Origin of the sequence: Mycolicibacterium chlorophenolicum, from assembly GCF_001044235.1 — a bacterium.
GTDB classification, from domain to species: Bacteria; Actinomycetota; Actinomycetes; order Mycobacteriales; family Mycobacteriaceae; genus Mycobacterium; species Mycobacterium chlorophenolicum.
Genome location: NZ_JYNL01000020.1, coordinates 301,074 through 325,767, shown reverse-complemented (window position 1 = coordinate 325,767; position 24,694 = coordinate 301,074). Strand labels below are relative to the sequence as shown.

Annotated in this window: 26 protein-coding genes and 4 tRNA genes; 8 read left to right on the top strand and 22 right to left on the bottom strand. The window is 68.8% G+C overall.

Features of this window, described 5'->3' with window-relative positions; all coding sequences use genetic code 11:
• A complete protein-coding gene (locus MCHLDSM_RS09565) occupies positions 1 to 495 on the bottom strand; it encodes an SRPBCC family protein (RefSeq protein ID WP_048469848.1) in 495 nt (164 codons plus the stop codon).
• 116 nt (positions 496 to 611) lie between these two features.
• Here MCHLDSM_RS09565 and MCHLDSM_RS09560 point away from each other — a divergent pair, with 116 nt between their 5' ends.
• Positions 612 to 929, top strand: coding sequence for a helix-turn-helix transcriptional regulator (locus tag MCHLDSM_RS09560; RefSeq protein WP_231508373.1), 318 nt, complete (start codon positions 612 to 614; stop codon positions 927 to 929).
• Positions 930 to 933: 4 nt separating this feature from the next.
• Here MCHLDSM_RS09560 and MCHLDSM_RS09555 read toward each other — a convergent pair whose 3' ends face one another.
• The 9 genes from MCHLDSM_RS09555 to MCHLDSM_RS09515 form a co-directional block, all read right to left on the bottom strand.
• Positions 934 to 1,353, bottom strand: a complete 420-nt coding sequence (locus MCHLDSM_RS09555) for a hypothetical protein (RefSeq protein ID WP_048469846.1) — start codon at positions 1,351 to 1,353, stop codon at positions 934 to 936.
• A gap of 248 nt (positions 1,354 to 1,601) precedes the next feature.
• Entirely contained in the window at positions 1,602 to 1,802 is a 201-nt protein-coding gene (locus tag MCHLDSM_RS09550; protein ID WP_048469845.1) for a three-helix bundle dimerization domain-containing protein, read from the bottom strand.
• A 103-nt stretch (positions 1,803 to 1,905) separates the two neighbouring features.
• The gene (locus MCHLDSM_RS09545) at positions 1,906 to 2,205 is read right to left on the bottom strand and encodes a hypothetical protein (protein ID WP_048417246.1); all 300 of its coding nucleotides are present in this window, start codon (positions 2,203 to 2,205) and stop codon (positions 1,906 to 1,908) included.
• Positions 2,206 to 2,247: 42 nt separating this feature from the next.
• Positions 2,248 to 2,496, bottom strand: a complete 249-nt coding sequence (locus MCHLDSM_RS09540) for a hypothetical protein (protein ID WP_131722620.1) — start codon at positions 2,494 to 2,496, stop codon at positions 2,248 to 2,250.
• 685 nt (positions 2,497 to 3,181) lie between these two features.
• A complete protein-coding gene (locus MCHLDSM_RS09535; protein ID WP_048469843.1) occupies positions 3,182 to 3,376 on the bottom strand; it encodes a hypothetical protein in 195 nt (64 codons plus the stop codon).
• Positions 3,377 to 3,674: 298 nt separating this feature from the next.
• Positions 3,675 to 3,749: transfer RNA gene (locus MCHLDSM_RS09530), tRNA-Val, on the bottom strand.
• 11 nt (positions 3,750 to 3,760) lie between these two features.
• Positions 3,761 to 3,834: transfer RNA gene (locus MCHLDSM_RS09525), tRNA-Cys, on the bottom strand.
• A 27-nt stretch (positions 3,835 to 3,861) separates the two neighbouring features.
• A tRNA-Gly gene (locus MCHLDSM_RS09520) sits at positions 3,862 to 3,934 on the bottom strand.
• 96 nt (positions 3,935 to 4,030) lie between these two features.
• The gene (locus MCHLDSM_RS09515) at positions 4,031 to 4,453 is read right to left on the bottom strand and encodes a DUF6636 domain-containing protein (protein ID WP_048469842.1); all 423 of its coding nucleotides are present in this window, start codon (positions 4,451 to 4,453) and stop codon (positions 4,031 to 4,033) included.
• 103 nt (positions 4,454 to 4,556) lie between these two features.
• Here MCHLDSM_RS09515 and MCHLDSM_RS09510 point away from each other — a divergent pair.
• Positions 4,557 to 4,631, top strand: a tRNA-Val gene (locus tag MCHLDSM_RS09510).
• A 4-nt stretch (positions 4,632 to 4,635) separates the two neighbouring features.
• On the opposite strand, the gene MCHLDSM_RS09505 is transcribed toward MCHLDSM_RS09510, so the two are convergent.
• Entirely contained in the window at positions 4,636 to 5,907 is a 1,272-nt protein-coding gene (locus MCHLDSM_RS09505; RefSeq protein ID WP_231508374.1) for a L,D-transpeptidase, read from the bottom strand.
• A gap of 241 nt (positions 5,908 to 6,148) precedes the next feature.
• Here MCHLDSM_RS09505 and MCHLDSM_RS09500 point away from each other — a divergent pair, with 241 nt between their 5' ends.
• The 4 genes from MCHLDSM_RS09500 (at position 6,149) to MCHLDSM_RS09485 (ending at position 9,026) form a co-directional block, all read left to right on the top strand.
• Entirely contained in the window at positions 6,149 to 6,394 is a 246-nt protein-coding gene (locus MCHLDSM_RS09500; RefSeq protein WP_048469840.1) for a hypothetical protein, read from the top strand.
• 9 nt (positions 6,395 to 6,403) lie between these two features.
• Entirely contained in the window at positions 6,404 to 7,612 is a 1,209-nt protein-coding gene (locus MCHLDSM_RS09495; protein WP_048469839.1) for a cupin domain-containing protein, read from the top strand.
• A gap of 11 nt (positions 7,613 to 7,623) precedes the next feature.
• On the top strand, positions 7,624 to 8,511 hold the full coding sequence (locus MCHLDSM_RS09490) for a ferredoxin family protein (RefSeq protein ID WP_048469838.1): 888 nt from the start codon (positions 7,624 to 7,626) through the stop codon (positions 8,509 to 8,511).
• 122 nt (positions 8,512 to 8,633) lie between these two features.
• Complete coding sequence (locus tag MCHLDSM_RS09485) at positions 8,634 to 9,026, top strand: STAS domain-containing protein (protein WP_053082949.1); 393 nt, start codon at positions 8,634 to 8,636, stop codon at positions 9,024 to 9,026.
• A 90-nt stretch (positions 9,027 to 9,116) separates the two neighbouring features.
• Here MCHLDSM_RS09485 and MCHLDSM_RS09480 read toward each other — a convergent pair whose 3' ends face one another.
• The 6 genes from MCHLDSM_RS09480 to MCHLDSM_RS09455 all read right to left on the bottom strand — a co-directional run bounded on the left by MCHLDSM_RS09480 (position 9,117) and on the right by MCHLDSM_RS09455 (position 16,045).
• A complete protein-coding gene (locus tag MCHLDSM_RS09480) occupies positions 9,117 to 9,914 on the bottom strand; it encodes a SigB/SigF/SigG family RNA polymerase sigma factor (protein ID WP_082168806.1) in 798 nt (265 codons plus the stop codon).
• Positions 9,915 to 10,573: 659 nt separating this feature from the next.
• A complete protein-coding gene (locus tag MCHLDSM_RS09475; protein ID WP_048470259.1) occupies positions 10,574 to 12,904 on the bottom strand; it encodes a putative bifunctional diguanylate cyclase/phosphodiesterase in 2,331 nt (776 codons plus the stop codon).
• A gap of 90 nt (positions 12,905 to 12,994) precedes the next feature.
• Complete coding sequence (locus MCHLDSM_RS09470; protein ID WP_048469836.1) at positions 12,995 to 14,077, bottom strand: sulfate/molybdate ABC transporter ATP-binding protein; 1,083 nt, start codon at positions 14,075 to 14,077, stop codon at positions 12,995 to 12,997.
• Positions 14,074 to 14,889, bottom strand: a complete 816-nt coding sequence (locus tag MCHLDSM_RS09465) for an ABC transporter permease (RefSeq protein ID WP_048469835.1) — start codon at positions 14,887 to 14,889, stop codon at positions 14,074 to 14,076. Before MCHLDSM_RS09465 ends, MCHLDSM_RS09470 begins: the two co-directional genes overlap by 4 nt.
• Positions 14,886 to 15,644, bottom strand: a complete 759-nt coding sequence (modA, locus tag MCHLDSM_RS09460) for a molybdate ABC transporter substrate-binding protein (protein ID WP_048469834.1) — start codon at positions 15,642 to 15,644, stop codon at positions 14,886 to 14,888. The genes MCHLDSM_RS09465 and modA overlap by 4 nt, the downstream gene beginning before the upstream one ends.
• Entirely contained in the window at positions 15,641 to 16,045 is a 405-nt protein-coding gene (locus MCHLDSM_RS09455) for a TOBE domain-containing protein (RefSeq protein WP_048421010.1), read from the bottom strand. The genes modA and MCHLDSM_RS09455 overlap by 4 nt, the downstream gene beginning before the upstream one ends.
• Positions 16,046 to 16,230: 185 nt before the next feature.
• Here MCHLDSM_RS09455 and MCHLDSM_RS09450 point away from each other — a divergent pair, with 185 nt between their 5' ends.
• Positions 16,231 to 17,175, top strand: a complete 945-nt coding sequence (locus MCHLDSM_RS09450) for an anti-sigma factor RsbA family regulatory protein (protein ID WP_053082948.1) — start codon at positions 16,231 to 16,233, stop codon at positions 17,173 to 17,175.
• Positions 17,176 to 17,197: 22 nt separating this feature from the next.
• Here the strand turns inward: MCHLDSM_RS09450 and MCHLDSM_RS09445 are convergent, their stop codons facing one another.
• Genes MCHLDSM_RS09445 through MCHLDSM_RS09425 form a run of 5 tightly spaced genes read right to left on the bottom strand, consistent with a single transcriptional unit; the run spans position 17,198 to position 22,745 of the window.
• On the bottom strand, positions 17,198 to 18,457 hold the full coding sequence (locus MCHLDSM_RS09445; RefSeq protein WP_048469833.1) for a DUF4032 domain-containing protein: 1,260 nt from the start codon (positions 18,455 to 18,457) through the stop codon (positions 17,198 to 17,200).
• A 20-nt stretch (positions 18,458 to 18,477) separates the two neighbouring features.
• Positions 18,478 to 19,677, bottom strand: coding sequence for an ABC transporter ATP-binding protein (locus MCHLDSM_RS09440; RefSeq protein WP_048469832.1), 1,200 nt, complete (start codon positions 19,675 to 19,677; stop codon positions 18,478 to 18,480).
• Positions 19,678 to 19,681: 4 nt separating this feature from the next.
• Positions 19,682 to 20,509 (bottom strand): carbohydrate ABC transporter permease, encoded by an 828-nt coding sequence (locus tag MCHLDSM_RS09435; RefSeq protein WP_048469831.1) that lies wholly within the window; start codon positions 20,507 to 20,509, stop codon positions 19,682 to 19,684.
• Positions 20,506 to 21,438, bottom strand: coding sequence for a carbohydrate ABC transporter permease (locus MCHLDSM_RS09430; RefSeq protein ID WP_048469830.1), 933 nt, complete (start codon positions 21,436 to 21,438; stop codon positions 20,506 to 20,508). The genes MCHLDSM_RS09435 and MCHLDSM_RS09430 overlap by 4 nt, the downstream gene beginning before the upstream one ends.
• Positions 21,435 to 22,745 carry an extracellular solute-binding protein gene (locus MCHLDSM_RS09425; protein ID WP_048470257.1) on the bottom strand — a complete coding sequence of 437 codons (1,311 nt, stop codon included), beginning with the start codon at positions 22,743 to 22,745 and terminating at the stop codon, positions 21,435 to 21,437. The genes MCHLDSM_RS09430 and MCHLDSM_RS09425 overlap by 4 nt, the downstream gene beginning before the upstream one ends.
• Before the next feature lie 219 nt (positions 22,746 to 22,964).
• Between MCHLDSM_RS09425 and MCHLDSM_RS09420 the strand changes: the two genes are divergently transcribed.
• Positions 22,965 to 24,602, top strand: coding sequence for a glycoside hydrolase family 13 protein (locus MCHLDSM_RS09420; protein WP_048469829.1), 1,638 nt, complete (start codon positions 22,965 to 22,967; stop codon positions 24,600 to 24,602).
• The last annotated feature ends 92 nt before the right edge of the window (positions 24,603 to 24,694 follow it).

The following is a 24,694-nucleotide window of genomic DNA, read 5'->3' as shown; positions in this document are numbered from 1 at the left end:
TCAACCCTGGGTTGACCGTGAGTCTCCGGGGTAACCGCGCCGCACCGTGCGATCGAGGACGCCCAGCGTGGCCCGGAGGGCGCCCTCGGACACCACGGGGAAGATCTTCGCGTCGCGCCAGTGCTGGTCGATGCCGGACCAGTCGTAGAAGGACGTCACCACGGTTCCCTCCTCGGCGGGCTCCAGGCGGTAGCCGTAGACGTGGCCGATCTGCGGGCGGATCTGCCCCAGGATCGTCCAGGCGATGAGTCGGTCCTGCTCGAACTCGCTGATCTGCACCGTGACGTCGTAACGACCCAGTGGGAAGTCGTTGAGGGCCTCGCGGTCCATGTGCACGACGAAGCTGTCGCCGACCCCGCGCACCGGGTCCCCGTCGGCGTCCTGCAGCATGCCCGTCGCATCGATCGCCACATGGCCCTGCGGGTCGCACAGCACGGCGAAGACGTCAGGGGCGGGAGCGGCGATCGTGCGGGACACCTCGATGCGATCGGTCATGCATCGATGGTGTCACGAGAGTGGTCTGGATCACTGAGGGGTTTCGCTACGCGGCTAGTCCGGGAACCCGTTCGGGGATGCGATCTGACGAGAAGACCACGACACACCATCCCCGGATGTTGAGGCGGGCGTTGGACTTCATCCATGACAACGCCCAGTACGAGATCACCATCCGGGACATCTCCGCAGCCGCTGACGTGACGCCGCGCGCGATTCAGTACGCGTTCCGCGAGCACATCGGCACGACACCGCTGGAGTATCTCCGGCGCGTCCGCCTGGAGCGGGCGCACCGCGAACTGAAGTCCGCGGATCCGGCCCGCGACACCGTGACCTCGATCGCCGGCCGTTGCGGCTTCAGCCACCCCGGCCGGTTCAGCAGCGCCTACAAGGAAGTGTTCGGCACCGAGCCGAGCCGGACCCTGCGCAGCGGCTGACAGCTCACAGGGGCGTGAAGCCCTCGCGGTTGTAGATGCCGGCCTGCCATCCGTTCGCGAAGCACACCAGCGGGCGTCCGTCCGGAGCCTGCGCGGCGGACTGCGGGTTGGGGCACGGGGCGCCGATGTCCTGCACGCCGCGCAGGTCGTAGGTCGCCTGCCAGAAGCCCGTGTACACCGGCGGCCACTGGTTCGGAATCCACCGGCACTGCAGGGCCTCCCCGCCGGGACCGCGGCCGAAGGTGAACCGCTCCATGTTGGTGCAGGGGGCGGTGAGGTGGGCGTCGTAGCTCATGCCGGGGACGTCGGTGGCGTAGTGGCCGGGATCGTCGGGATAGGCAGGGCCCGGCTCGGCTATCGCGGCGGGCGCTGTGCCCAGTGCGGCGATACCGATCGCGGTCGCTGTCAGCATCTCGCGAATCATGTCCCACCCCTTGGTCGCCGGATCGGTTCTCGTGCACCCGAACCCTATCGGGTGGTGCGGCCCCGTCGCGGGCTTTCCGGCTCAGCAAACGATCTCGGCCCGCCACCTGAGGGGGGTTGGTGGCGGGCCGAGCGTATCGGGTCGTCTGATCGGGACTTCCGTGCCTCTGAAATTACGGACCCAACCTGAGAGTGGCCTAATAGCCACATAGATTCGCGCTTGAAATGCGGTAACGAATCGGGTGTCGGTCAGACCCCGAGCCGGGTCAGCTCCGCCTTCGCGCTGCGTTCGACGAACAGCGGGATGAAATCCCGGATGGGCCGGCCCTCGAAGCGGGCGTACTGCGCGTGGACGACGGCGGCGACGCGGTCCGGCTCCACGGTGGCATGGGCATCGGCCAGACGCTGCGCCAGCTGGTCGATGATCTGCTGCTCACTCAACTCGATCACGAGCTCAGCTTGGTCGCGTCCCGTGCGGCCGTCAACCGGTCCGCAGCGCAGGCGCACGGCCGTGCTGCGACAACGGCGTGGACCTGTGGTGAACGTCAATCGGCTACTTGAGTTTGAGCACCCAGGCCGGCGCCCAATGGGTGACGGTCTGCTTGTCGCTGCCGAAGCAGACGGCGTACGTCACGAGTCCCCACCAGCCACCCTGCTCGCCGAGGCCCCAACAGGTCAGGCGGCCCTCGACGACGGTGTCCATCTGCAGGCCGTGCGGGTGGTACCGGCCTGCCCCGTGCGGCTCGCGCGGGAACATCGCGACGAGGTCCACCAGGACCTCCAGCGGTGGGTGCACCCGGCGGAACACGGTGGGCTGCGGTTGTCCGCCGTGTCCGATCTTCTGCAGCGCCACTCTTCGATCATATGTTCGAAGAGTGGCGCTGCGAAGGGGCGGTCAGCCCTGGTTGTTGGCTTTGGTGATGCCGGGGGTGAACGACGGTCCGCACGGCATCTTGATGCCGTGCTGGGTGCACAGCGAGATGCCGCCGGCGACGCCGGTGTAGGTGCCGGGCTTCGGATAGGTGCCCTGGATGTCCACTCCGCTGCTGGCGGCCTGCGACACGGCGGCCCCGCCGAGGGACGCTGCGAGCATGGCGGCGCCGGCGAGAAGTCCGGCGGTTGCGACGGTGATTCGGTTCGACATGGCGATCTCCTGGTAGGGACGCTCCACGGGCTGCGCCGTGGGGATCGGGGGCCGGGCGGCCCGGCCGTGGGGTGAGGTCGATGATCGGCGCGCAAACACCGCATGAACCACCCCGATCGCCTGCCGATCCACTGACAACCGCGCAGGGCGTGCAGGAGAGTGTCAGCGTGTTTTCAGGTTTGCCTGGCAGGCCTGTCTGGCGTTGCTGCCCATGGCGGTGAAAGCGTAGGCTGGTCGAAAATTCGGCACGTTATGACGCGGCCCGGTTGTATCCCACGCCCGGGCGGGGGAAGTAGCTTTTCGGTGCGACCATGAGCATGTGGTCGGCTCTGCGCCATGTCATCGTCGGTGAAGCCGAGGCGTCGCCGATGTGTAGATGCGGTCACAGCGCGATGTGTCACTGGGACGACTGGGGGAGCTGCCGTCTCATCAACTACGTGACCGACGACGAGTGCGCATGCACTCGGTTCGTTCCTGGCTTCGGCTGAGGAGCCGAGACGGCGCGAAACGTGATGCGGGACCCAGGCCTGGCGCGCAGGCAGATTCGCATCCTGGACGTCGGGCCGGCGGGACGTGGTCGGCCACCCTGATGGGCTCCTCCCCGTCGTCTCCCGCCGGGACTACCGATCTGCGTGAGCGCGACAGCGACGCTTGCGCGCTCACCGCACCCGCCGGCCCGACCCGATCAGTGGGTGAGGTAGTCCTCGCTCGCGTCGATTTCGCGGAGCTGGCGGTCGATCTGCTCCAATGTTCGGGCGTCAGCGAGCATCCGGTCAGTCAGCTCGATGCGCTGCACGACGAGCTTCGACCGGTTACCACGCAGTGTCCACAGAAGTGACTCGCGCTCCCCGCGGGTCAGATTGGTCAGCCTGGCAGTCATGACTGTCTCCCATCAACGACCGGGCGCTTGGGTCTGGACCGCGGTCGTGCGACCGATCATGCGCCCTCCGGCGCCCATTGCAGCCAGGCGCCGCGAGAGTCTCAGGACACTTACAGGACAGGTCTCAGAACACCCACAGGGTGGGGTGGGCGTTGTGCCGCAAAGGGTTCGTCTGCGCTGACCGACGTCGAACAACTCGAGCGCCCGCGGGCCGCCATCATCGCCAGGGTGCCGCGCGTGCAGTTGCTCTGCTGGGAGCCATCGTGGCATGAGAACAGGTCCTGAACTGCGGTCATACTGGTGCGCGATACTGGGATTGAACCAGTGACCTCTTCCGTGTCAGGGAAGCGCTCTCCCGCTGAGCTAATCGCGCCGGGAACACCTTGGAGGTGGAGACGGGAATCGAACCCGTGTGCACGGCTTTGCAGGCCGTTGCCTCACCACTCGGCCACTCCACCGCTGGGCTTGATGCCACTGCACCTTCGAGCGGATGACGGGATTCGAACCCGCGACCCTCACCTTGGCAAGGTGATGCGCTACCAACTGCGCTACATCCGCGCGCTACGGGCGAGTTCGTCGCTCGTCGCGATGCACGACGATAGTCCACGCAGTTGGGCGTAGACAAATCCCCTCCCGGTTGGGGCGCGTCGCGCCTCAGAACAGGGCGTATCCCTCGCGCGAGAGCCTGAATCCGTGGCCGTCGGAATTCGTACATCGCACACCCGATTGCTCACTGGTGCAGTCGATCGCGGCGCTGGACCGGGATTGGCCGTAGGGGAGGGCCGGTCCACTGTTGAGTGCGGTGTCGCCGGCGCAGACGAAGCGGGCCGAACCCGTCGACTGCAGCGCGATGCCCTGTCCGTATCCGGTGACGTCGGGGCAGTCGGCCGGGCGGGGCGGCGGCGCCCAATTCCGCGCGGCGATGTCGCAGCGCACGTAGTCGTCCTCCAGCATGCAGCCGATGTTGCCGCTGGGCGATGTGAAGCCCACGATGTCGGCGGCGGCGGGAGCGGCCGTGAGGCTGATCGCGCCCGCGGTCGCGACAGCCAGCGCCAGAGCCGGTCCACGCAGCGTCATGCGGTGACCGTACCTGTGAAGTCGCTGGTAGAAGGGCCGAATTCTGGGAGGGCCGGGTGCGCATGTTAATGTTGCGCCTCGTCCGACTCCGTCGGAAATCCCCGGTCTCGTAGCTCAGTGGGAGAGCGTCCGCCTCACACGCGGAAGGTCGCTGGTTCGAACCCAGCCGGGACCACCACCACTCACTGCCGCAGGGCACTGCCCTTCAGCCACTCCTCCCACGGCAGCGTCCAGTCGCCGTTCTGATTCAGCCGCAGGGGCGGCCCGCCGGTGTTGCGGACCTCGACGACGTCGCCCGGCCGCGAGAACGAGTAGAACCATTGCGCGTTGTCGCTGTTGAGGTTCAGGCAGCCGTGGCTGGTGTCGGTGTTGCCCTGCGCCCACACCGTCGAGTTCAGCTGGTGCAGATAGATCCCGTCGGAGCTGATCTTGGTGGCCCACGGAATCGTCTCCCGGTAGCCCAGCCGGCTGTTGACCGGCAGCCCGAACGTGGACGAGTCCATGATCACCGGGTTGGCCTTGTCGATGACGGTGTAGACCCCCGGAGGCGTCCAGAACGACAGCGTGTTCCCGCCGATGGTCTCGGTGCCGCCCATGCCCATCGAGGTCGGCATCGTGCGCACGAGCTTCCCGTTGTCGAAGACGCTGACCTGCTTGGTGGTGTCGTCGGCGATCGACACGTGCGCATCGCCGATCACGAAGCTCACCGTCTCGTCCTCGGCGCCGTAGAGGTCGTCGCCGAGCTTGTCGCCGTAGATGTCGGCGACGACGCTGACCTTCGTGCCGGGCGCGTAGTACTTCTGCGGACGCCAGTGCGCCGTCTGGTCGTCGACCCAGTACCAGCTGCCGGGGACCGGCGGATCCGTGCGCACGCGCAGGTGTCGTTCGGCGGCCGCCTTGTCGACGGTCTCGTCGAAGTGGGCCACGATCACCATGCCGACGCCGTAGGTACCGCCGTCCTCGATGGATGCGTAGCCGACCGTGTTCAGGTACACCGCGGCCTGGTCGCTCGGATCGATGGTGCTGAAGCTGGAGGTCTGCCGGGTCGGCATACCTCCGGGACCGCGCCCCGCGATCGTCATCGTGTAGGTGCGGCCGTACCCGAGCTGCACCGTCGGCTTCCACGCCTTGCCGTCGGGGGTCAGCACCCCGGGGATCTCCTTGTCCGCGTCGTTGACCATCGTGACGCTCTCGAGCGTCCCGTCGACGGCCGCGACGAGCACCCGGGCGTCAGGTTTGACGTCCTCGGATCCCGCGCCCGGGGTCACGATGAGCCGGGCCGGTGCCGTGGGCGACGGAGGAGCCGGCGGCGCGAAGTGCGACGCAGTGCCCGCGGCCAGCGCCTGGCAGCGATCAGGGCACTGCGGCGCGCTCGACGAGACGATGCCCACGGCGGCGATCACCGCCAGCAGGGCTGCCAGGCAGACAGCGCGGGCACGACGATCAGACCTCAAGCGTTCTCCAGTGTTGTCGGCGACGGCCACGCGATCCCAACGGGATCGATGGCCCGATCGTACTGGGAGCGCCCCGTTTTGCGCTCGGCACGCCCCGATCGTTACGCCATCTCCGACGGTCCGTTATCCGCCGGGAAAGCGACGTCGGGTTTGGGTTCCGTACCGGGTGGGCACCACAGCGGGGCGCGGTAGGCTGCGGCTCATCCCAGCGGCATCCCAGTGGCGCGGAAAGGTGACGACAATGGCACTCGATGACGACGACATCACCACGGAGTCCGGCGGCGAGGGGCCTGCCGATGGCGGCTCGAACCCCGGCGGCCATGACGGCGGCGCCGACGGCACCGCGGGCGGCGAGGGGCCTGCCGATGGCGGCTCGAACCCCGACGGCCACGACGGCGGCGCCGACGGCACCGCGGGCGGCGAAGGGCCCGCCGATGGCGGCTCGAACCCCGACGGCCACGACGGCGGTGCGGACGGTACCGCCTAGGACGGTCTCGTGCTGACGCGCTGCGTCGCGGTCGCTCCGGAGGTGTTCGCGGCGCAGTACTGGGGTCGACGACCTCTGCTCAGCCGGTCCGGCGCGCTGCCCCGCGACTTCACCGATCTGCTCTCACCGGATGCCGTCGACGAGCTGATCACCCGTCGCGGGGTACGCGCGCCGTTTCTGCGCATGGCCAAGGCGGGCCAACTGCTGGCCCGGGACTGCTACCTCGACGCCGGAGGGTTCGGCGCCGAGATGCCCGATCAGGTGGATTCCGCGCGGGTACTCGCGCAGCTGGCGGCGGGCGCCACCCTGGTTCTGCAGGGGCTGCACCGGCTGTGGCCGCCGCTGATCGATTTCGTCCGCGACGCGGTCGACGACCTCGGACATCCGGTGCAGGCCAACGCCTACATCACCCCGCCCGACAATCAGGGCTTCGACCCGCACTACGACGTCCACGACGTCTTCGTGCTGCAGGTCAGTGGCGACAAGCGGTGGATCGTCCACGAGCCGGTGCACACCGACCCGCTGCCCAGCCAGCCGTGGACCGACCACCGCGCCGCGATCACCGCCCGTGGCGCGCAGCCTCCGGTGATCGACACCGTCCTCACGGCCGGCGACGTGCTCTACCTGCCCCGGGGCTGGGTGCATTCCGCCCGGTCGGGGGACACCACATCGATCCACCTGACGATCGGCGTCTCGGCGATGACGGGCCTCGACGTGATGCGCGCGGTCGTCGACGCACTGGCCGACGACGCGGAGTTCCGTAAGTCGTTGCCCATGGGTGTCGATGTGGCGCACCCCGGCGAGATGGCGGCGATCGCGTCGAAGGTGATGGCCGCGCTGACCGAGACGGTGCGTGACCGTGGTGCCGAGCTGAGCGATCGCGCGGCCGCGCGAATGGCGCGCCGGCACAGCGAACGCACCCGGCCCGTGGCGGTTCCGCCGCTGGCCACCCTCGATGCGGCCGCGGCGGCGGACACGACGCGGGTGCGGTGGCGCCGGGGTCTGGTCGCGACGCTCGAGAGCGCCGACGGCCGCGTCCGGTTGCGGCTTCCCGACCGCACCATGTCGTTTCCGGGCTTCTGCGCGGCGGCGCTGACGGCGCTGCAGTCCGGCGAGGCCGTCGACGCGGCGACGCTGCCCGGCCTCGATAACCACGACGGCACGGTGCTGTTGCGCCGACTGCTGCGCGAGGCGGTCGTCGTGGCCGTCGCCGACTAGGGGCGCGGTCGATGGCCGTCGGGAGGCGCATTCCCTGCAGCGACCAGTCCCTGGCGCGCGACGACGCGATGTACGGGACTGCGTCGGCCGGACACGCTTGGGCGCTGCTCGAACTCAGCGGCGGTTGGGGTCCGTCGGCGTTTCTGAACTCGCCGTCGATCGTCGACCCCGTTCTGGGACGCGCGATCGCGCGCCGGTTCGAGACGGCCGGGATGCGGATCGCCGCGATCCGCAGGCCTGGCCGCCGCGCAGCGAGTCCGCGCTGGCGCTGGTTCCTCGCCTTCTGCGACGAGGGGAGCGAGGCGTTGTACCGCGGCGAGGTGTCCCGGCCGGCCGACTACCTCGAGCTCGCACTCGACGGCAGCGACGGCGAGCGGTCCACCGAACCCGTCGTCGCGGTGTGTGCCCACGGCCGGCACGACCAGTGCTGCGCCGTCCGGGGGCGGCAGGCGGTCGCGGCGATCGCCGAGCGGTACCCCGAAAACACCTGGGAGTGTTCGCATCTGGGTGGTGACCGGTTCGCCGCGACGATGCTCATCCTGCCCGAGGGGCTCTGCTACGGCCGGATCGATTCGACCGACGCGGCCGCACTGGTCACCCGGTACGTCGACGGCCTGGTCGACAACAAGTTCCTGCGGGGCCGCACGTCGCTTCCCCATGCGGTGCAGGCTGCGCAGTACTTCGTCCGGAAGGCGTCCGGCGACGAACGCATCCGGGCGCTCTCGCCGGTGACGGTCGACCACGTCGACGACACCGTCCGGGTCGTGCTCGCCGGCGCGTCAGGTCCGGTCGAGGTGGTGCTCGCCGAAGAGCTGTCCGAGCCGCTGCTGTCGATGTGCCGCGCCGGGGTGGCGGGCCGCGTGCGCAGCTTCGCGCTGAAGTCGATATCGGCGCTCTGACTCGCCCGACGCGTATAGCTCGCCCGACGCGTATAGACTGATCATCACGCGCCCCATCCTTCAGGTTCAGACTAGGCAGCCCGTGAGACGCAGCGCTTCATCCATGCGATCTCGGAGTTGATATGTCTTCCACCTCTTCACCCTCGCCCGCGGCAGAGCCGAGCGGCGCGCCCTCACAGTGCATCGTCACCGATTCCTGGCACGATTCGGTCGTCGTGATCCGCTGCACCGGTGATGTCGACATGCTCACCGTCCCGGCGCTCGACCGTCAGATCGACACCGCGCTGACGAAGAAACCGACCTCGATGATCATCGACCTCACCGCCGTCGACTTCCTCGCATCGGTGGGGATGGGCCTGCTCGTCGAGGCACACGATCGATGTGGTGCCGCAACGCAATTCATGGTGGTCGCCGACGGGCCGGCGACGAGCAGGCCGATGCAGATGATCGGTCTGGCCGACATCATGAGTCTGCATTCCACCGTGGAGCAGGCGTTCGACGCCATCGTCCGCTAAAGCGGCGATCACCCCGGTGCGCTGCCGCACCGGGGTGATCTCTGCGTCGAAGAGCTTGCCGGGCAGGACATTTTGCCCGCCGGCGGGTGTTCAGCCGGCCTTCTCCCGGACCGTGGCCAGAGCGCGCGCCAGCAGTCGGGACACATGCATCTGGGAGACGCCGATCTCGTCGGCGATCTGCGACTGCGTCTTGTTGTCGAAGAACCGCATCTTGAGCACCATGCGGTCTCGCTCGGGCAGATCGGCGATCAACGGTCGCACCGTGTGGATCTCGACGACTTTCTGCAGGTTGGGATCGGGACCGCCCAAGGTGTCGTTCATCGTCAGGCCGTCACCGGCGGCGCTGAGCTCCTGTTCGGTGGACCGCGTCGAATACGCGTCGGCCGCGATGAGTCCTTCGACGACTTCTTCCCGCTCGATCCCGAGGTATTCGGCGAGTTCGCTGGGTGACGGCGCCCGGTTGAGCTGTTGGGTCAGTTCGGACCGGGCGGCCTTGAGCCGCATGTTGAGTTCCTTGAGGCGGCGCGGAACCTTCAGCGACCATCCATGGTCGCGGAAGTACCGGCGCACCTCACCCATCATGGTCGGGACGGCGAAGGCGAGGAAGTCGTCGGCGGTGTCGATGTCGAATCGGTTGACCGCGTTGAGCAGACCCACGCGGGCGACCTGAACGAGGTCATCGTGCGATTCTCCTCGTCCACGGAACCGCCGGGCGATGTGTTCGGCGAGCGGCAGGCACCGTTCGATGATGGCTTCCCGTAGGCGCCGGTGGGCCGCGGTGTCCTCGTCCAGCAGGGCGAGTTCACGGAACATGACGACGACGTCGGCATAGGGGTTGGTGGTCGTTGACGTGCTGACAGATGGCGTCGGCTGATGAAGAGTTTGCACTGCAGATCACGGCTCTCGTGTTCGTCGACGTGACGCGCGACATGTCGGTGCTGTGCTGGGCCACCTCGGACCGATCTCGTGAGACCTCGGTACGGGGAGGGGAGCGACCCGCTCGCGAATTCTGTCCTCTTGCAGGCGAGCATCTGACGGGCCTGGACACTGGCGTCAAGTCTTGGACCGCCCATAAACGGTTGGCATCTGACCAACAGCTCACGCCGGATTCTCGACATGCGCTTACGACGGTAGGTAAGTCACCGCGTCGGCGGCGCAACGCCGCTTTCTTGCTCGGCACAGTGACAAGACACGTATAGCACCTGCCTCCGACAATACGGCCCCACCACCGATGTGCAAACCCCCCGGCGCGTCGTCGCTCTCGTCATGACCAACGTCACCGCTGGTGGCGCCTGATGAGGAGCAGGACTAACGACAGGGCGTCACCCTTTGGACACAACCTCGCGCCCGGGTCACCGACATCGCCGCGTCTGCGACCCAGGGACCTTCGCCCCTACCGGCGCTCGGGGGCTGATCGGTGCAATTGCTATGTCGTTGCATGCGCACGAACACGCCACTGAGGGGATGGCGTGTCCGCGCTGCACGGCGACGGCTGCAACCGGGATGGCGCCGCGGGGGCAGACGCCACCCGGCGGCACCGGGACTCTCTACGGGGGCCCGATGACCGCAGCGTCGTCCGTGCGCCGGGGGTCCGTAGCGGCAAGGCCACCGATCCGCCCCGCTTCGACGGGCCTGCCGAACAGATAGCCCTGCCCCACATCGCACCCGTGCTCGCGCAGCCAGTCGGCTGTCGAGGCGTCTTCGATTCCCTCGGCCACCACGGTGGCCCCCAGGTCGTGGGTGAGCTCGATGACGGCCTGCGCGACGGCGGCTGCCCGGGCGTCGCTGGTGACCGGAGCGATGAAATTGCGATCCAGTTTCACCTCGTCGATCGGGAGGTCGCGCAGATACGACAGCGAGGAGTAGCCGCTGCCGAAGTCGTCGATGGCCACCCGCACCCCGTATTCACGCAGCCGCCGCAACACGGCGGTCACCAGGTCCATCTCGCTCAGGACGATGTCCTCGGTGATCTCGACGGTCAACAGATCGGTGGGCAGACCCCGGCGGCCGAGCTCGCGGCACAGCTTGTCGGGCAGGTCGGTCTCCCGTAGCGACGGTGCGAACAGGTTGACCGCCACGGGGATTCGAGCCTCGTGGCCGTACCAGTGGGCGGTGTCGTCGAGCGCCCTGTTCAGGACCAGCTCGGTCACCCGCTGGATCAGGCCCTGCTCCCGGATCAGCGAGAGGAACGCATCGGGCAGCAGCAGGCCCCGTTGGGGGTGGGGCCAGCGCAGGAGCGCTTCGACGCCGACGGTGTCGCCGGTGCGCAGATCGATCTTGGGCTGATACACCACGTCGAGCCCGTTGTGGTCGATGGCGTGGCGCAATTCGCCGAGCAGACGGATCTGGGCGGCACCGTCGCCGCCGGACCGGCCCGCGGCGGCGTCTGCTCCGCCACCGTCGGCGGGCACCATGTCGGCGCTGAAGGTGTGGACTTCGGGGGAGCGGGCCCGTTTGGCGGCCTGCATGGCGATCGCGGCACGTTCGCGGAGGATCTCGGGTGTCAGGTCGGGCTCTGACATCGACGCGACGGTGACACCGATGCTGGGCCGCAGCAGGATGTCGTGCCCGTCGACGGTGAACGGGATGTCGAAGGCGTCACTCACCTGCTGGGCGATGGTCTCCGACTCGTCGAACGGCCCTTCGAGGAGCAGGGCGAACTCGTCGCCGCCCGTGCGGGCCACGGTGTCGCCCGTCCGCGCGCAAGCCGCCAGCCGTCGTCCGACGTCGGCCAGGAGTCGATCGGCGGCGGAATGCCCCAGGTTGTCGTTGATCAGTTTGAAGTCGTCGAGGTCCAGGGACAGCACGGCGACCGACCGGTCGAGGCGCGAGCGCAGCGTCATCGCGTGGGCCAACCGGTCGTCGAACAGCGCCGTGTTGGCCAGCCCGGTCAGCGGGTCCCGCAGCGCCTGGTCGGCGGCGGCCGCCAGCAGCCGGCGGTTCTCCCAGGCGGCGACCGATTGCCGCAGGCACACGGCGACGACGATGAGCGGCACCACGAACCGTTCCAGGCCGGACATCACCAGCGGCGGGCCGATCGTCCCCGCGAGGAGCAGGGGCATGTAGGGCAGCCAGAGGGACGCGTTCGAGGGGACGTGCAGGGTGGGCGGGCGCGGTGCCGGCGTGCGGCGGCTGATCAGCGCGGCGGCGGAAAAGATGACCGCCGCGGCGCCCCACACGGCGTCGATCGGGTCGCCGGTCTGATAGCGGTCAGCGGCGACCAGGACGGCGTAGGTGCTGTCCGCGACCGCCATCACCGCGATCGCTGCGGTGAGCAATGTCAGCACCACCCGCTGGCGGGCGTCGGCCCGCAGCAGCGTCACCACGGCGATGGTCAGCATCGCCAGGTCGGTGGCGGGGTAGAGCAGCGTGACGAACAGAGCGGCGAGGTCGTCGCGGTAGGTGTCGTACACGGTGTGCAGGGCCAGGACCCACGCCAGCAGGAACAGGCACAACGCCGCCGTGATGCCGTCCAGGGCGATCCGCAGCCGGGACTCGCGCATCGGTTCGGCGACGAACTGCGTCATCGCCGCGATCGCGAGCAGCGCGAACACGACGTAGAAGGCGTCCGCCGCCGACGGCACCGGCGCATCCTGCCGGAGGATCAGCTCGTACAGCAGCCAGACGGCGTCGCCGAGCGCCCAGGCCGCCAGCGCGGCAGTCAGCAGCACCCAGGCCCGGTGCAGCCGGCCGAGCGCCGATCTGGCGGCCAGCACGGCGCACACGGTGGCATAGACCAGCAGGCCGAAGTTGACCAGGTCGTCGGTGACGCGCACGGCCGGCTGGTCGCCGGCCACGGCGAGCAGCGCCGCCAGGGCGAGCACCAGCCCCGGCGGCGCGGCCACCGGCGCGATCACCTGCCGCGGATACCGGCCCATGTCCACGACACTCCCATGCCACCTACTATTGCGCGCTCCACGGTGCTCTGTCAGCAAATGACGGGAGTAACCGTAGGGCAGTTATTGACGCTAGTGCATGCCGTGCGCGGGGTGCAGCCCCACCTCTTGCGCCTTGATCGCGAAGTACACGGTCCGGCCCGGCTCCAGGCCCAGATCGACCGCCGACGCTGCGGTCACGTCCGCAGCCAGGCCCGGCGCTCCGTCGGGGAGTTCGGCGCCGCGCACGCGCACGACCGGTCCGTGCACATCGATGTCGGCGAGGGTCACGGCGAGGACGTTGCGGGGACTGCCGTGGGGCGGCTCGAGGTGGACGGCGACGGAACTCGGACGGAACAGCGCGATGGCAGCAACGCCGGGCTCGACGTCGCCGGCGCCCGAGATCTCCGCACCCCATTCGGTCCGTAGCGATCCCCGCGCGGAGACGACTCCGGAGACCAGATTGACCCCGGCGATGCGGGCGCCGAAATCGCTGCGGGGTGTGCTCAGCACGGAGCGGACCGGTCCGCGTTCGGCGACGCGCCCGCCCTCGAGGACCACGGCCGTGTCGGCGACGGCCAGCGCGTCGAGCATGTCGTGGGTGACGATGATCGCTGTCCGGGACCGCTCCCGGAGGAGATCGCGCAGCAGCCGCCGCAGCGCGGGCGCCGCGGTCACGTCCAGCGCCGCGAAGGGCTCGTCTAGCAGCAGCACCCGGGGCTCGGCGGCCAGCGCCCGCGCCACCGCCACCCGTTGGGCCTGCCCGCCTGACAGCTGTGCGGGCCGGCGCCCGGCCAGATCGCCGGCGCCGACGGCGTCGAGCCAGTGGCGTGCCTGCTCGCGCGCCGCCGCGCGGGACAGCCCCCGGCAGCGGGGCGCGTAGGCGACGTTGGCGCCGACGCTCAGGTGCGGGAAGAGCATCGCCTGCTGGGCGAGCAGCGCCACGCCCCGGGAGTGTGCGGGGACGAAAGCGCCTGTGTGCGTGTCGGTCACGACGTCGGCACCGATCTGGACGCGGCCGCTGTCGGGTCTCACCAGCCCGGCGACGATCTGCAGCAGCGTGGATTTGCCGACCCCGTTGGGGCCCAGGACGGCCAGCACCTGGCCGTCTTCGACGGAGATGTCCACGTCGAGTCCGCGCTGCCGCAGCCGGGCAGCCACGTGCACGCCGCTCACGGCAGCGCGCCCGTCAGACGGCGGCCGGCGGAGGCCACGACGATCACCGCAGCGACGGCGATCAGGAGCAGCGACAACGCCACCGCCGCGTCGGCGTCGGTCTCGCGCTGCAGGTAGATCTCCAGGGGCAGCGTTCGGGTGACACCCTGCAGCGAGCCGGCGAAGGTCAGCGTGGCGCCGAACTCGCCCAGGGACCGTGCGAAGGCCAGCACCGCCCCGGAGATCAGGCCGGGCCACACCAGGGGCAGGGTGACCGTGCGCACGACGGTGGCGGGCCGGGCGCCCAGCGTGGCGGCGACGTGCTCGTAGCCCGATCCGGCGGAACGCAGCGCGCCCTCCAGGCTCACCACCAGGAACGGCAGCGACACGAAGGCCTGGGCAAGCACCACCGCGGTGGTGGAGAACGCGACGCGCACCCCCAGCAGCTCGAGCTGGTGGCCCAGCAGCCCCTGTCTGCCGAAGGTGTAGAGCAGAGCGATGCCTCCGACCACCGGCGGCAGTACGAGCGGCAGCAGCACCAGCGCGCGCACGACGGATCGGCCCGGGAATCGGCCGCGCGCGAGTGCCAGCGCCATCGGGGCGCCGAGCACGACGCACAGTGTCGTGCTCGCCGCCGCGGTCTTCAGGCTCAGAGTCAGTGCCGCGCGGGCGGATTCGGAGGTGACGAGGGGGACGAAGTGTGGCCAGTCGATCCGCAGCAGGATCGCGACGAGCGGGACCACCACGAACAGGGCGCCGATCAGTGCGGGCTGGTAGATCCAGGCCGGCAGGCCGACGGGCACCGCACCGCCCGCGCGTGGCCGAGCTCTCACGGTTCGGCGAAACCTGCGGCGGCCAGCACGTCGCGACCCTGGGGTCCGGTGACGAGATCGACGAAGCGCTGTGCAGCCGAACGCGATCGGGCCTGGTTCAGCACGGCGATGGGGTAGACGTTCACGGCCCGCGCTGCTTCGGGGAAGGCGACCGAGGTGACCTTGTCTCCGGCGCTCTTGGCGTCGGTGACGTACACCAGCCCCGCGTCGGCCTGGCCGGAGGTGATCTTGCCCAGCACGTCGGTGACCGAGGATTCCTCGCTGACCGGGGTGAGGGATACCCCGGTGGCCTTCTCGACCTTGTCGGTCGCGGCGCCGCACGGCACCTGGGGCGCGCAGATCACCACCTGGATGCCGGGGCGGGCGAGATCGGCGAATGTCGCCACGCGGCTGGGGTTTCCGGGCGGTGTGACGATGGTCAGGGTGTTCGCGGCGAACGCGACGGTCTCACCGGACACCAGGCCGCCGTCCACCGCCTTGGTCATGTTGGCCGAGTCCGCAGAGGCGAACACGTCGGCGGGTGCGCCCTGGGTGAGTTGCGCGACGAGATCCGACGAACCGGCGAAGTTGAACGTGACGGTCGTGCCGGGATTGTCCTTCTCGAAGCGCGCGCCCAGATCGGTGAACGTCGACTTCAGCGATGCCGCCGCGAACACCGTGAGTTCGTCGCCCGTCGAGGGCTGTGACGACGAACAGGCTGCGCCGAGCACCGCAGCCGCCGCGGCCGCGATCACCGCCTTCACCGGTGCCGTCATGAGGTTCCGCCCGCGGTCTCGACGATCACGGTGGTGGCCTTGACCATGGCCACGGCGACGACCCCGGGCTCGAGACCGAGTTGGCGGACGGACTCGGTGCTCATCAGGGACACCACGGTGAACGGCCCGCACTGCATCTGCACCTCGCTCATCACCCGGTCCGAGCGCACCTCGGTGACGAGTCCGACGAACCGGTTGCGCGCCGAACTCGCGACACCGACCGGGTCGGGTGGCGGTGCGGCGTGTTGCCGGGCGAAGTCGGCGAGCACGTCACCGGCGATCACCTTGCGGCCCGATTCATCCCGCGACGCCGGCAGCGCGCCCCCGTCGATCCAGCGGCGCACGGTGTCGTCGCTGACGCCGAGCAACACCGCCGCGTCCCTGATCCTGATGTCCGGCATTCGTGGCTTTTCCGTTTCTGCGGATTATTCGACCGAATACAACCCTATCAGCGGTCGAAAATCGCGGATGGGGCCGCACCGTCGCCGTCACATTTTCGGTCACCGCAGGCGAAGCCGGGGGCGTAATGTCAGAGTCATTCATCGGAGCAGCGACCCGATGCGTCGACGACGTCGGGAGCCCGTGCTTGTCTGTTCTGTCTGATCCCGACGTCGACCGTTTCCGGCACCCGGCGTTCTTCTATGACTCGTTGAGGGCCTATGTCGACTGTCTGGTGCCGTCGATCATCGACGCACTCGACAGGGGGCACTGCGTTCTGGTCGCCGTCCCGGGCCCCAATCTGGCTGCGCTGCGCACCGCGCTCGGTCCGTCCGAGAATGCGGTCACCCTGATCGACATGACCCAGGCGGGACGCAATCCGGGCGGCATCCTCGCCGGAGTGCTGAGCCGATTCGTCGAGGCGAGCGTTCCCCAGCCGGTGCTGATGATCGGTGAGCCGGTCTGGGACGGGCGCTCGGCCCTCGAGTACCCGGCGTGCGTGCAGTACGAAGCGCTGATCAACCTCGCGTTCACCGGCCGGGACGTTACGGTGCTCTGCCCCTATGACGCGGGCGCGCTGACCGACGAGCGTCTCGACGATGCACGCACCACCCATCCGGTCCTGTGGCGCTACGGGGAGCCGGAGGCCGATAGCTCGCACTTCGCGCCGGACGACGCCTGGCGGCGGTACAACGAGCCCCTGCACGCGGCCGCCGACGCGGTGGGCTGCACCGTGCGCACGGTTGCCGAGCTGCACCGCGCCCGTACCTTCGCCGCGCGGTACGGGCGGTGGTTCGGTTGTGACGACGAGAAGTTGATCGATCTGCGGCTCATCGTGACCGAGCTGGCGACCGAGGCGCTGGTGCACAACGCCGGGCCGTGCCGGCTAGCGTTCTGGAGTGCGGACGGCTACCTGGCGTGCGAGGCGCGCGACCACGCCCGCCTCGATGACCCGCTCGACGGCGCGAACGCGGGCACGGGGGCGCCCGGGGGTCTGATGGTGGTCAACGCCGTCGCCGACCTGGTGCGCTGCCATTCCGGGATCGACGGCACGACGATTCACGCGTATCTGCGTGTGGCGGAGGCGGGTTGATGCGAGGCCGCGGCGTCCGGCACTAGTCGTCGTCGAGTACCGAGAACGGCTCGGTGGGCGTCTCGACGATCATCAGCTGCGCGGCTGACTCCGACGGAACCACGTTGCGCGCCAACGCCTGGAGCGCGCGCTCGGTACCGACGTCACGGCCGGCCCGCTCCGAGAGCAGCCACCGCACCTCCAGCAGATCGCAGTAGGCCTGGATCGGGGTGCCCGAACGTCCGACCGCGGCGTGTGCGCGGTGCATCGTCGGGGTGGCCACCTCCATCACCCACAGCTGCGCCGCGGTGCGCTCGTCGACGTCGTGGCCGGCTTCGCGGCACAACTGCCCCTGGTAAGCGTGCAGATCGCCGAGCAGGATGCGGGCCTGCCCCTCACCGACGACGAGTCCGGTGAGGCGCTGCAGTTCGGTGGCGTGGTAACGGCGGTCGCCGACCGCGACGTGCAACCGCAGTTCGTCGGCGCCGGAGGTGACCGGCTGCAGCGACACCTCGTCGACGGCGAACCCGAGGTCGTTGAGCTTGCGAATGGTGCCCTCGACGCGGTAGCGGTCGGCGAAACCGAACGTCGGCGCCGCGTGCAGCAGCTCCCACAACCGCTCGTAGCGTTCCCTGATCGCCAGCGCCTCACCGATGAAACCCGGTTCCAGATCCGGTCTTTCGAGCCGCGCAGCGACGTCGAGCAGCCCGGCGGCGACGTTCTCGACGGTGATGTCGATGTCCTGGGTGCGCTGTCCGTTCGACAGACTCGGGTGGACCTCGCTGGTCTCGGCGTCGACGAGGAAGGCCTGCAGCACCTGCCCGTCCCGGGAGAACAGCGTGTTGGCCAGCGAGCAGTCGCCCCAGAACACCCCGTGCCGGTGGAGTTCCACCAGCAGGGTCGCCATCGCGTCGAACAGCCGGGCGCGGTGTTTGGGCGCGTCGGGCGGCAGCCGCATGAACATCCGGCGGTACTGCCAGGAACCGGTGAGGTAGCGGGTCAGCAGGATCGCGGTGTCGAAGTCGGGCTGGAACACCAGGCCCGCCGGACGAACGGCGTTGAGCTCCATGTCCTCAAGCGCACGCAGCACCTCGTACTCGCGGGCGGCGATGCGCGGGGGCAGCTCCTTGAGTGCCCACAGCTCACCGTCGCACTCGACGAATTTGACCAGGTGCCGGCTGGGTCCCACCGGGAGGTCGCGCAATGGGACCTCGGGCGCGGTCCATTCGGCGAGCGCCCGATCCCACGGCAGCGCCAGCAGTTCGGGGCGCGCCGCCCGCAGCCGAAGCTCAGGTGCCGCCATCGGCGTGTGTGGCCGCCCGCTCAGCCGGCGGGGGCGGCGTGCCGGCCATTGGTCTGATCGGTCCGCGTGAGGTTCTCACCGCTGTGCGGATCGAACAGATGCAGACGCTCGGCGTCCAGCCACAGTGTGGCCTTGTCGCCCGAGCGCACCCGGCTCAGCGGATCCAGCTCGACACAGAGCTGGGTGCGCAGCTGTTCGCTGTCCAGTTCGTTGGCGAGCTCGGCCAGCTGCTGCGTGATCTCCGGGGTCGCCTCGAACGGCACGAACGCGTACTGCTCGTTGCCCAGCCACTCGACCATGTCGACGGTGACGTCGAACGTCACTCCGCGGGAGCGCTTGTCGTCGTCGACGAACTCCGCGTCCTCGAACGCGCCCGGCCGGATACCGGCGATGTACACCTTCTGGTCGTCGACGGCGGTGCGCCACTCGTCGCGCAATGGCACCGTTGCGAACGGGAGCTCGAGGTTGTCGCCGTTGACGTGCGCGGGCACGAAGTTCATCGGCGGGGACCCGATGAAGCCGGCGACGAACAGGTTGACGGGCTGGTCGTACAGCTCGCGAGGACTGGCCACCTGCTGCAGCACACCCTTTTTCAGCACCGCGACGCGATCGCCCAGCGTCATCGCCTCCGTCTGATCGTGGGTGACGTAGACGGTGGTGACGCCGAGCTTGCGCTGCAGCCGCAGGATCTCGGTGCGCATCTGGCCGCGCAGCTTCGCGTCGAGGTTGCTCAGCGGCTCGTCGAACAGGAACGCATCCGCCTCGCGCACGATCGCACGGCCCATCGCGACGCGCTGCCGCTGCCCGCCCGACAGGTTGGCCGGTTTGCGGTCCAGGTGCTCGCCGAGTTCGAGTGTGTCGGCGGCCTCGGTGACCCGCTTGCGGATCTCGTCGTCGGACAGCTTGCCCGACAACCGGAGCGGGAAGGCGATGTTCTCGAACACGGTCAGGTGCGGGTACAGCGCGTAGTTCTGGAACACCATCGACAGGTTGCGGTCGCGCGGGGCCTTGTCGTTGACCTTCTTGTCGCCGATCAGCATGTCGCCCGAGCTGATGTCCTCGAGCCCCACGATCATCCGCAGCAGGGTCGACTTGCCGCAGCCCGACGGGCCCACCAGGATCATGAACTCGCCGTCGGCGATGTCGAGGCTGACGTCGTTGACGGCCGGATAGCCGTCGCCGTACTTCTTGACGATATTGCGCATCGTGATTGCTGCCATGGGGTTATCCCTTCACTGCTCCGGAGGTCAGGCCGGCGACGATGCGCCGCTGGAAGATGAGGACGAGGATGACGACGGGGATCGTGACGATCACCGACGCGGCCATGATGTAGGGGACCGGCGACTCGAAGTACGAGGCGCCCTGGAAGAACGCCAGCGCCGCGGGCACCGTGCGGGCATTGTCGGTCGACGTCAGCGAGATCGCGAACAGGAAGTCGTTCCAGCAGAAGAAGAACGTCAGGATCGCGGTGGTGAACACCCCGGGCGCAGCCAGCGGCACGATCACCTTGCGGAACGCCTGCCACTGCGTCGCTCCGTCGACCTGCGCGGCATGCTCCATCTCCCAGGGGATCTGGCGGAAGAACGCCGACATCGTCCAGATGGACAGCGGCAGCGCGAACGTCAGGTAGGGGATGATGAGCCCCAGCCAGGTGTCGTAGATGCCCAGTCCGCGCCACATGTCGAACAGCGGGCCGACCAGCGCCGCCTGCGGGAACATCGCGATGCCCAGCGCCAGCGACAGCAACAGCTTCTTGCCCGGGAACTCCAGCCGCGCAATCGCATACGCGGCGAACATCGCGATGACGACCGAGATGATGGTCGCGATGATCGCGATGCCGATCGAGTTGAGCAGCGCCCGCGTGAACAACTCGTTGCTGAAGATCTGCGCGAAGTTGTCCAGCGTGAACGAGCTCGGCAGGAACGACGGATTGCCCGACACGATGTCCGACGGCGGCTTGAACGCCAGGCTGATCATCCACAGCATCGGCACGAAGCTGTAGATCACGATGACGATGCCGGCGATCGTCCACCACTTGGTGCTCTTGGTCACTGGTCACCCCTGACTTGGGACAGGTCGGTCTTGAAGACCTTGATGAAGACCCAGGCGATCGCGACGACGGAGAGGAACAGCAGCACCGACACCGCGGATCCCATCCCGAGATTCACCAGCGTCACGTTCTGGCGATAGGCCAGGAACGAGATTGTCTCGGTGTTGTTGGCGCCGGCGGTCATCACATACGGGTTGTCGAAGATGCGCCAGGCGTCCAGCGTGCGGAACAGCAGGGCCACCATGATCGCGGCCTTCATGTTGGGCAGCGTCACCTTCCACAGTCGCTGCCACGCCGTGGCACCGTCGACCTTCGCCGCCTCCTGCATGTCCTCGGGCACCTGCACCAGCCCGGCGAGCAGCAGCAGCGAGATGAACGGGGTGGTCTTCCAGATCTCGGACAGGCAGATGACGAAGATGGCCGACCACCTGTTGCCGAACCAGTCGAAGTCGGTGAGATTCAGCCACTGGTTGACGAACCCGGAGTCGATGGCGAAGGCGTAGCGCCAGATGAACGCCGACACGACCGTGACGATGCCGTACGGGATCAGGATCGCCGTGCGCAGCGGACCGCGTCCGCGCACGATGCGCAGCATCACGAACGCGAACCAGAATCCGAGCACCAGTTCGACGGCGACCGTGACGACGGTGATCGCCAGCGTGGTGAGGAAGTCGTTCCACCAGATCGGGTCGGTGAGGATCACCAGATAGTTCCGCAGCCCGACGAAGCTGCGGCCCTCGGGGTCGGTGAGCCGGAAGTTGTACAGCGACAACACCAGTGCGTAGCCGAGGGGGTAGGCGGTGACCAGCAGCATCACCACATAGGACGGCAGCGTCAGGTAGATGCCGAGCCTGCGCTCACCCTTGACCCGCTCGCTCATCGCGGGCTTGCCAGGTTCTTTCTGCAGCGGCGGGGTCTGAAGCGTCGTCACAGCAGGCGCCTCCCCGCGAGCACGTCAGCCATGAATTGGTCTGTCCTTTCCGGGGTTTGGTCATTCACCGAGGCGGGCGGGTGCCACGTCTGCTGAATGGCTCCCGAGATGTCGGTGTAGTAGGGGGTCGGCGGCCGTGGACCGCCGTCGCCGATGGATTCGCGGATCAGGTCGGCGTTGGCGTACTCCTCGCGGATCTTGGCATCGTCGTAGGACGCGGCGTAGGGCGACGGTTCGCTCTCGTCGAGCATGTACTGGGTGGCCTTCGGTTCGGCGTTGATGCACTCGACGAGTGCGACCGCCTGATCGGGATGCTTGGTGTAGGCGCCGATGCCGAGGTTCGCCCCGCCCAGCGGCGGTGCGCTGGGCCGGTCGGGTGCCACCCGGGGATAGCGGGCCCAACCGATGTCGTCGACGACGGCCTGATCGAGCGTGCCCTCCTCGGCGGCGCTGCGGGCGGCGGCGAGGACGTAGGGCCAGTTGACCATGAACATGCCCTGAGCGGACTGGAAGTTGGCGCGGGCCTGTTCCTCCGACGCGTTCGACATGTCGGTGGGCGCGGCGGGGGAGCGGCCGAGGGTACCGACGATCTGGGCGGCCTTCTCGCCGGCCGGACTGGCCAGTGACGGCTTGGCGTTGCGGCCGGCCTCCACGTCCTGGAGCAGCGCACCGCCGCCGGAGAGCACCAGCGCGTTGATCAGCACGGTGTAGCCCTCGTAGCGCTGCGCCTGGACGGCAACCTTCTTCTGCTGTCCCACAGCGGCTTTGATCATCTCGTCCCACGTGAACGTCGGCGAGGTCGGGTCGACCCCGGCCGCGGCGGCCGCCGACTTGCGGTACCACAGCAGCTGGGCGTTGGACTTGTACGGGGCACCGTAGAGCTTGTCGTCCCATGTGCCGGTCTTCACCGGCGCCGGCAGCATGCCCGCGGTCAGCCGCTGCGTCTCCTCGGCGGTGTAGGGACGCAGGAATCCGGCGTTGGCGAATTCGGCGGTGAACACCACGTCCATGCTGACCAGATCGATCGAGGAGTCCCCGGCGGCCAGGCGGCGCACCATCTGTTCCCGCTGCGCGGTCGCGGTGGAGGGCAGCGACTCGATGCGCACCCGGTAGGCACCGTTGGAGGCGGCCTCGCACTCCTGGGCCCGCGCGGCCGAGCCGCCGTTGTCGGGGAGGATGTACCACGTCAGCGTCGGGGGGCCGCCCTCGCTACCGCACCCGGACAACAACGTGGCGGCGACCAGAGGCGCGCTTGCCAGCGCGATTGCACGACGTCGTCGCCCGTGGGCGAACTGGATTCGTTTCATCACGTCCTCGTTTATGAAGTTGTGGTCTCCGATGAGGGCCACGACCAGCACATTCGGTACAGCGACGAGTGTGTCACAGTTCACAGAATCGGTGGCGCAGCGGTACCCCGTCGGCGCGGCACCCGCGGTCGCGCGGTGCCGAACGTGCTTCGGCTGTCGTGAATCTGTCGGGTTCACTACCGTGGGAACACGTTCGCGCGTCAACTGGAATGGAGTGCCGTGGCCCCCGCCGTCTCACCGTGGTGGCAGACCGCCGTCGTCTATCAGGTCTACATCCGCAGCTTCGCCGACGGCAACGGCGACGGCGTCGGCGACGTCGCAGGTCTGCGGACGCGCCTGCCGTATCTGGCGCGGCTGGGTGTGGACGCGATCTGGATCAACCCCTGGTATCCGTCGCCGATGGCCGACGCCGGCTACGACGTCTCCGATTACCGCGACATCGAGCCGGCCTACGGCACCCTGGCCGAGGCGCAGGCGCTGATCGCCGAAGCCCACGAGCTGGGCATTCGCGTGCTGCTCGACATCGTCCCGAACCACACCTCCGATCAGCACGCCTGGTTCCGCGCCGCGCTGGCCGACGAGCCGGGGGCGCGGCAGCGCTACCACTTCCGGGCCGGCCGGGGCCCGAACGGTGACGCGCCGCCGAACAACTGGCAGAGCGTGTTCGGCGGACCCGCCTGGACCCGGGTCGCCGACGGGCAGTGGTATCTGCACCTTTTCGCGCCCGGGCAGCCGGACCTGAACTGGGACCACGACGAGGTGCGCGCCGAATTCGAGCACATCCTGGCCTTCTGGTTCGACCGCGGTGTGGACGGTTTCCGGATCGACGTGGCGCACGGGCTGATCAAGGAGGCCGGACTTCCCGACACGGCCGATCCCGACGACGCCGCGCAGAGTCTGGTGCAGTCGCGTGCCGGGCACCCGGCCTGGGACCAGGACGGCGTCCACGACGTCTACCGGGGCTGGCGCGCTGTCGCGGAGCGCTACACCCCAGAGCGCATCTTCATCGCCGAAGCGTGGGTGCCCAGTAACGAGCGCCTGGCGCGCTACCTGCGGCCCGACGAACTGCACACCGCCTTCCAGTTCGACTTCCTGCGCGCGCCGTGGCGGGCGGAGGTGCTGCGCGCGGTCGTCGACGACGCGATCGCCGCCGCTGCCACCGTCGGCGCGCCGCCGACGTGGGTGCTGTCCAACCACGACGTGACCCGCACCGTGACCCGCTTCTCCCGCTCCCAGCCGGCGCACCTCATCGAAACCGATTGGGAGCGCGGCCGATGGGCCGACGAGGACCCCGACCACGTCATCGGCAGGCGCCGTGCCCGGGCCGCGGCGCTGGTACAGCTCGCGCTGCCTGGCACCGCCTACGTCTACCAGGGCGAGGAGTTGGCCCTCGAGGAGGTCGAGGACCTCCCTGACGACGTGCGGCAGGATCCGACCTGGGTGCAGTCGGGTTTCACCGACGTCGGCCGCGACGGATGCCGAATCCCGTTGCCGTGGACGGCGACCGACGCCCCCTTCGGTTTCGGTTCCGAGTCCGGGTCCGGCACGTGGCTGCCGCAGCCCGCGCACTGGGGCGAATACAGCGTCGAGGCCCAGGAACGCGATGCGGATTCGACCCTGAATCTCTATCGCGACGCGCTGCGGGTGCGCCCGACGCTGTGGCGGGATGCCGGCGACGTGAAATGGCTCACCACCGACGCCGACGTCGCCGCTTTCGAGCGCGGGGGCGCCCAGTGCTGGGTCAACACCGGCGAGGGTCCCGTGCCGCTGCCCGACACGGCGACGGTGGTGCTGGCGTCGGCGCCCGGCGTCGGCGCCGTGCTTCCTCCGGACACCGCGGTGTGGCTTCGGTCCTGACGAGAACCTGTCCACTGGCCGACCGGAGAGAGGCCTTTGTGCCCTCCGCAAACACCGGCGGCGCGACGCACTCTGGAGGGCGGAATGACGCT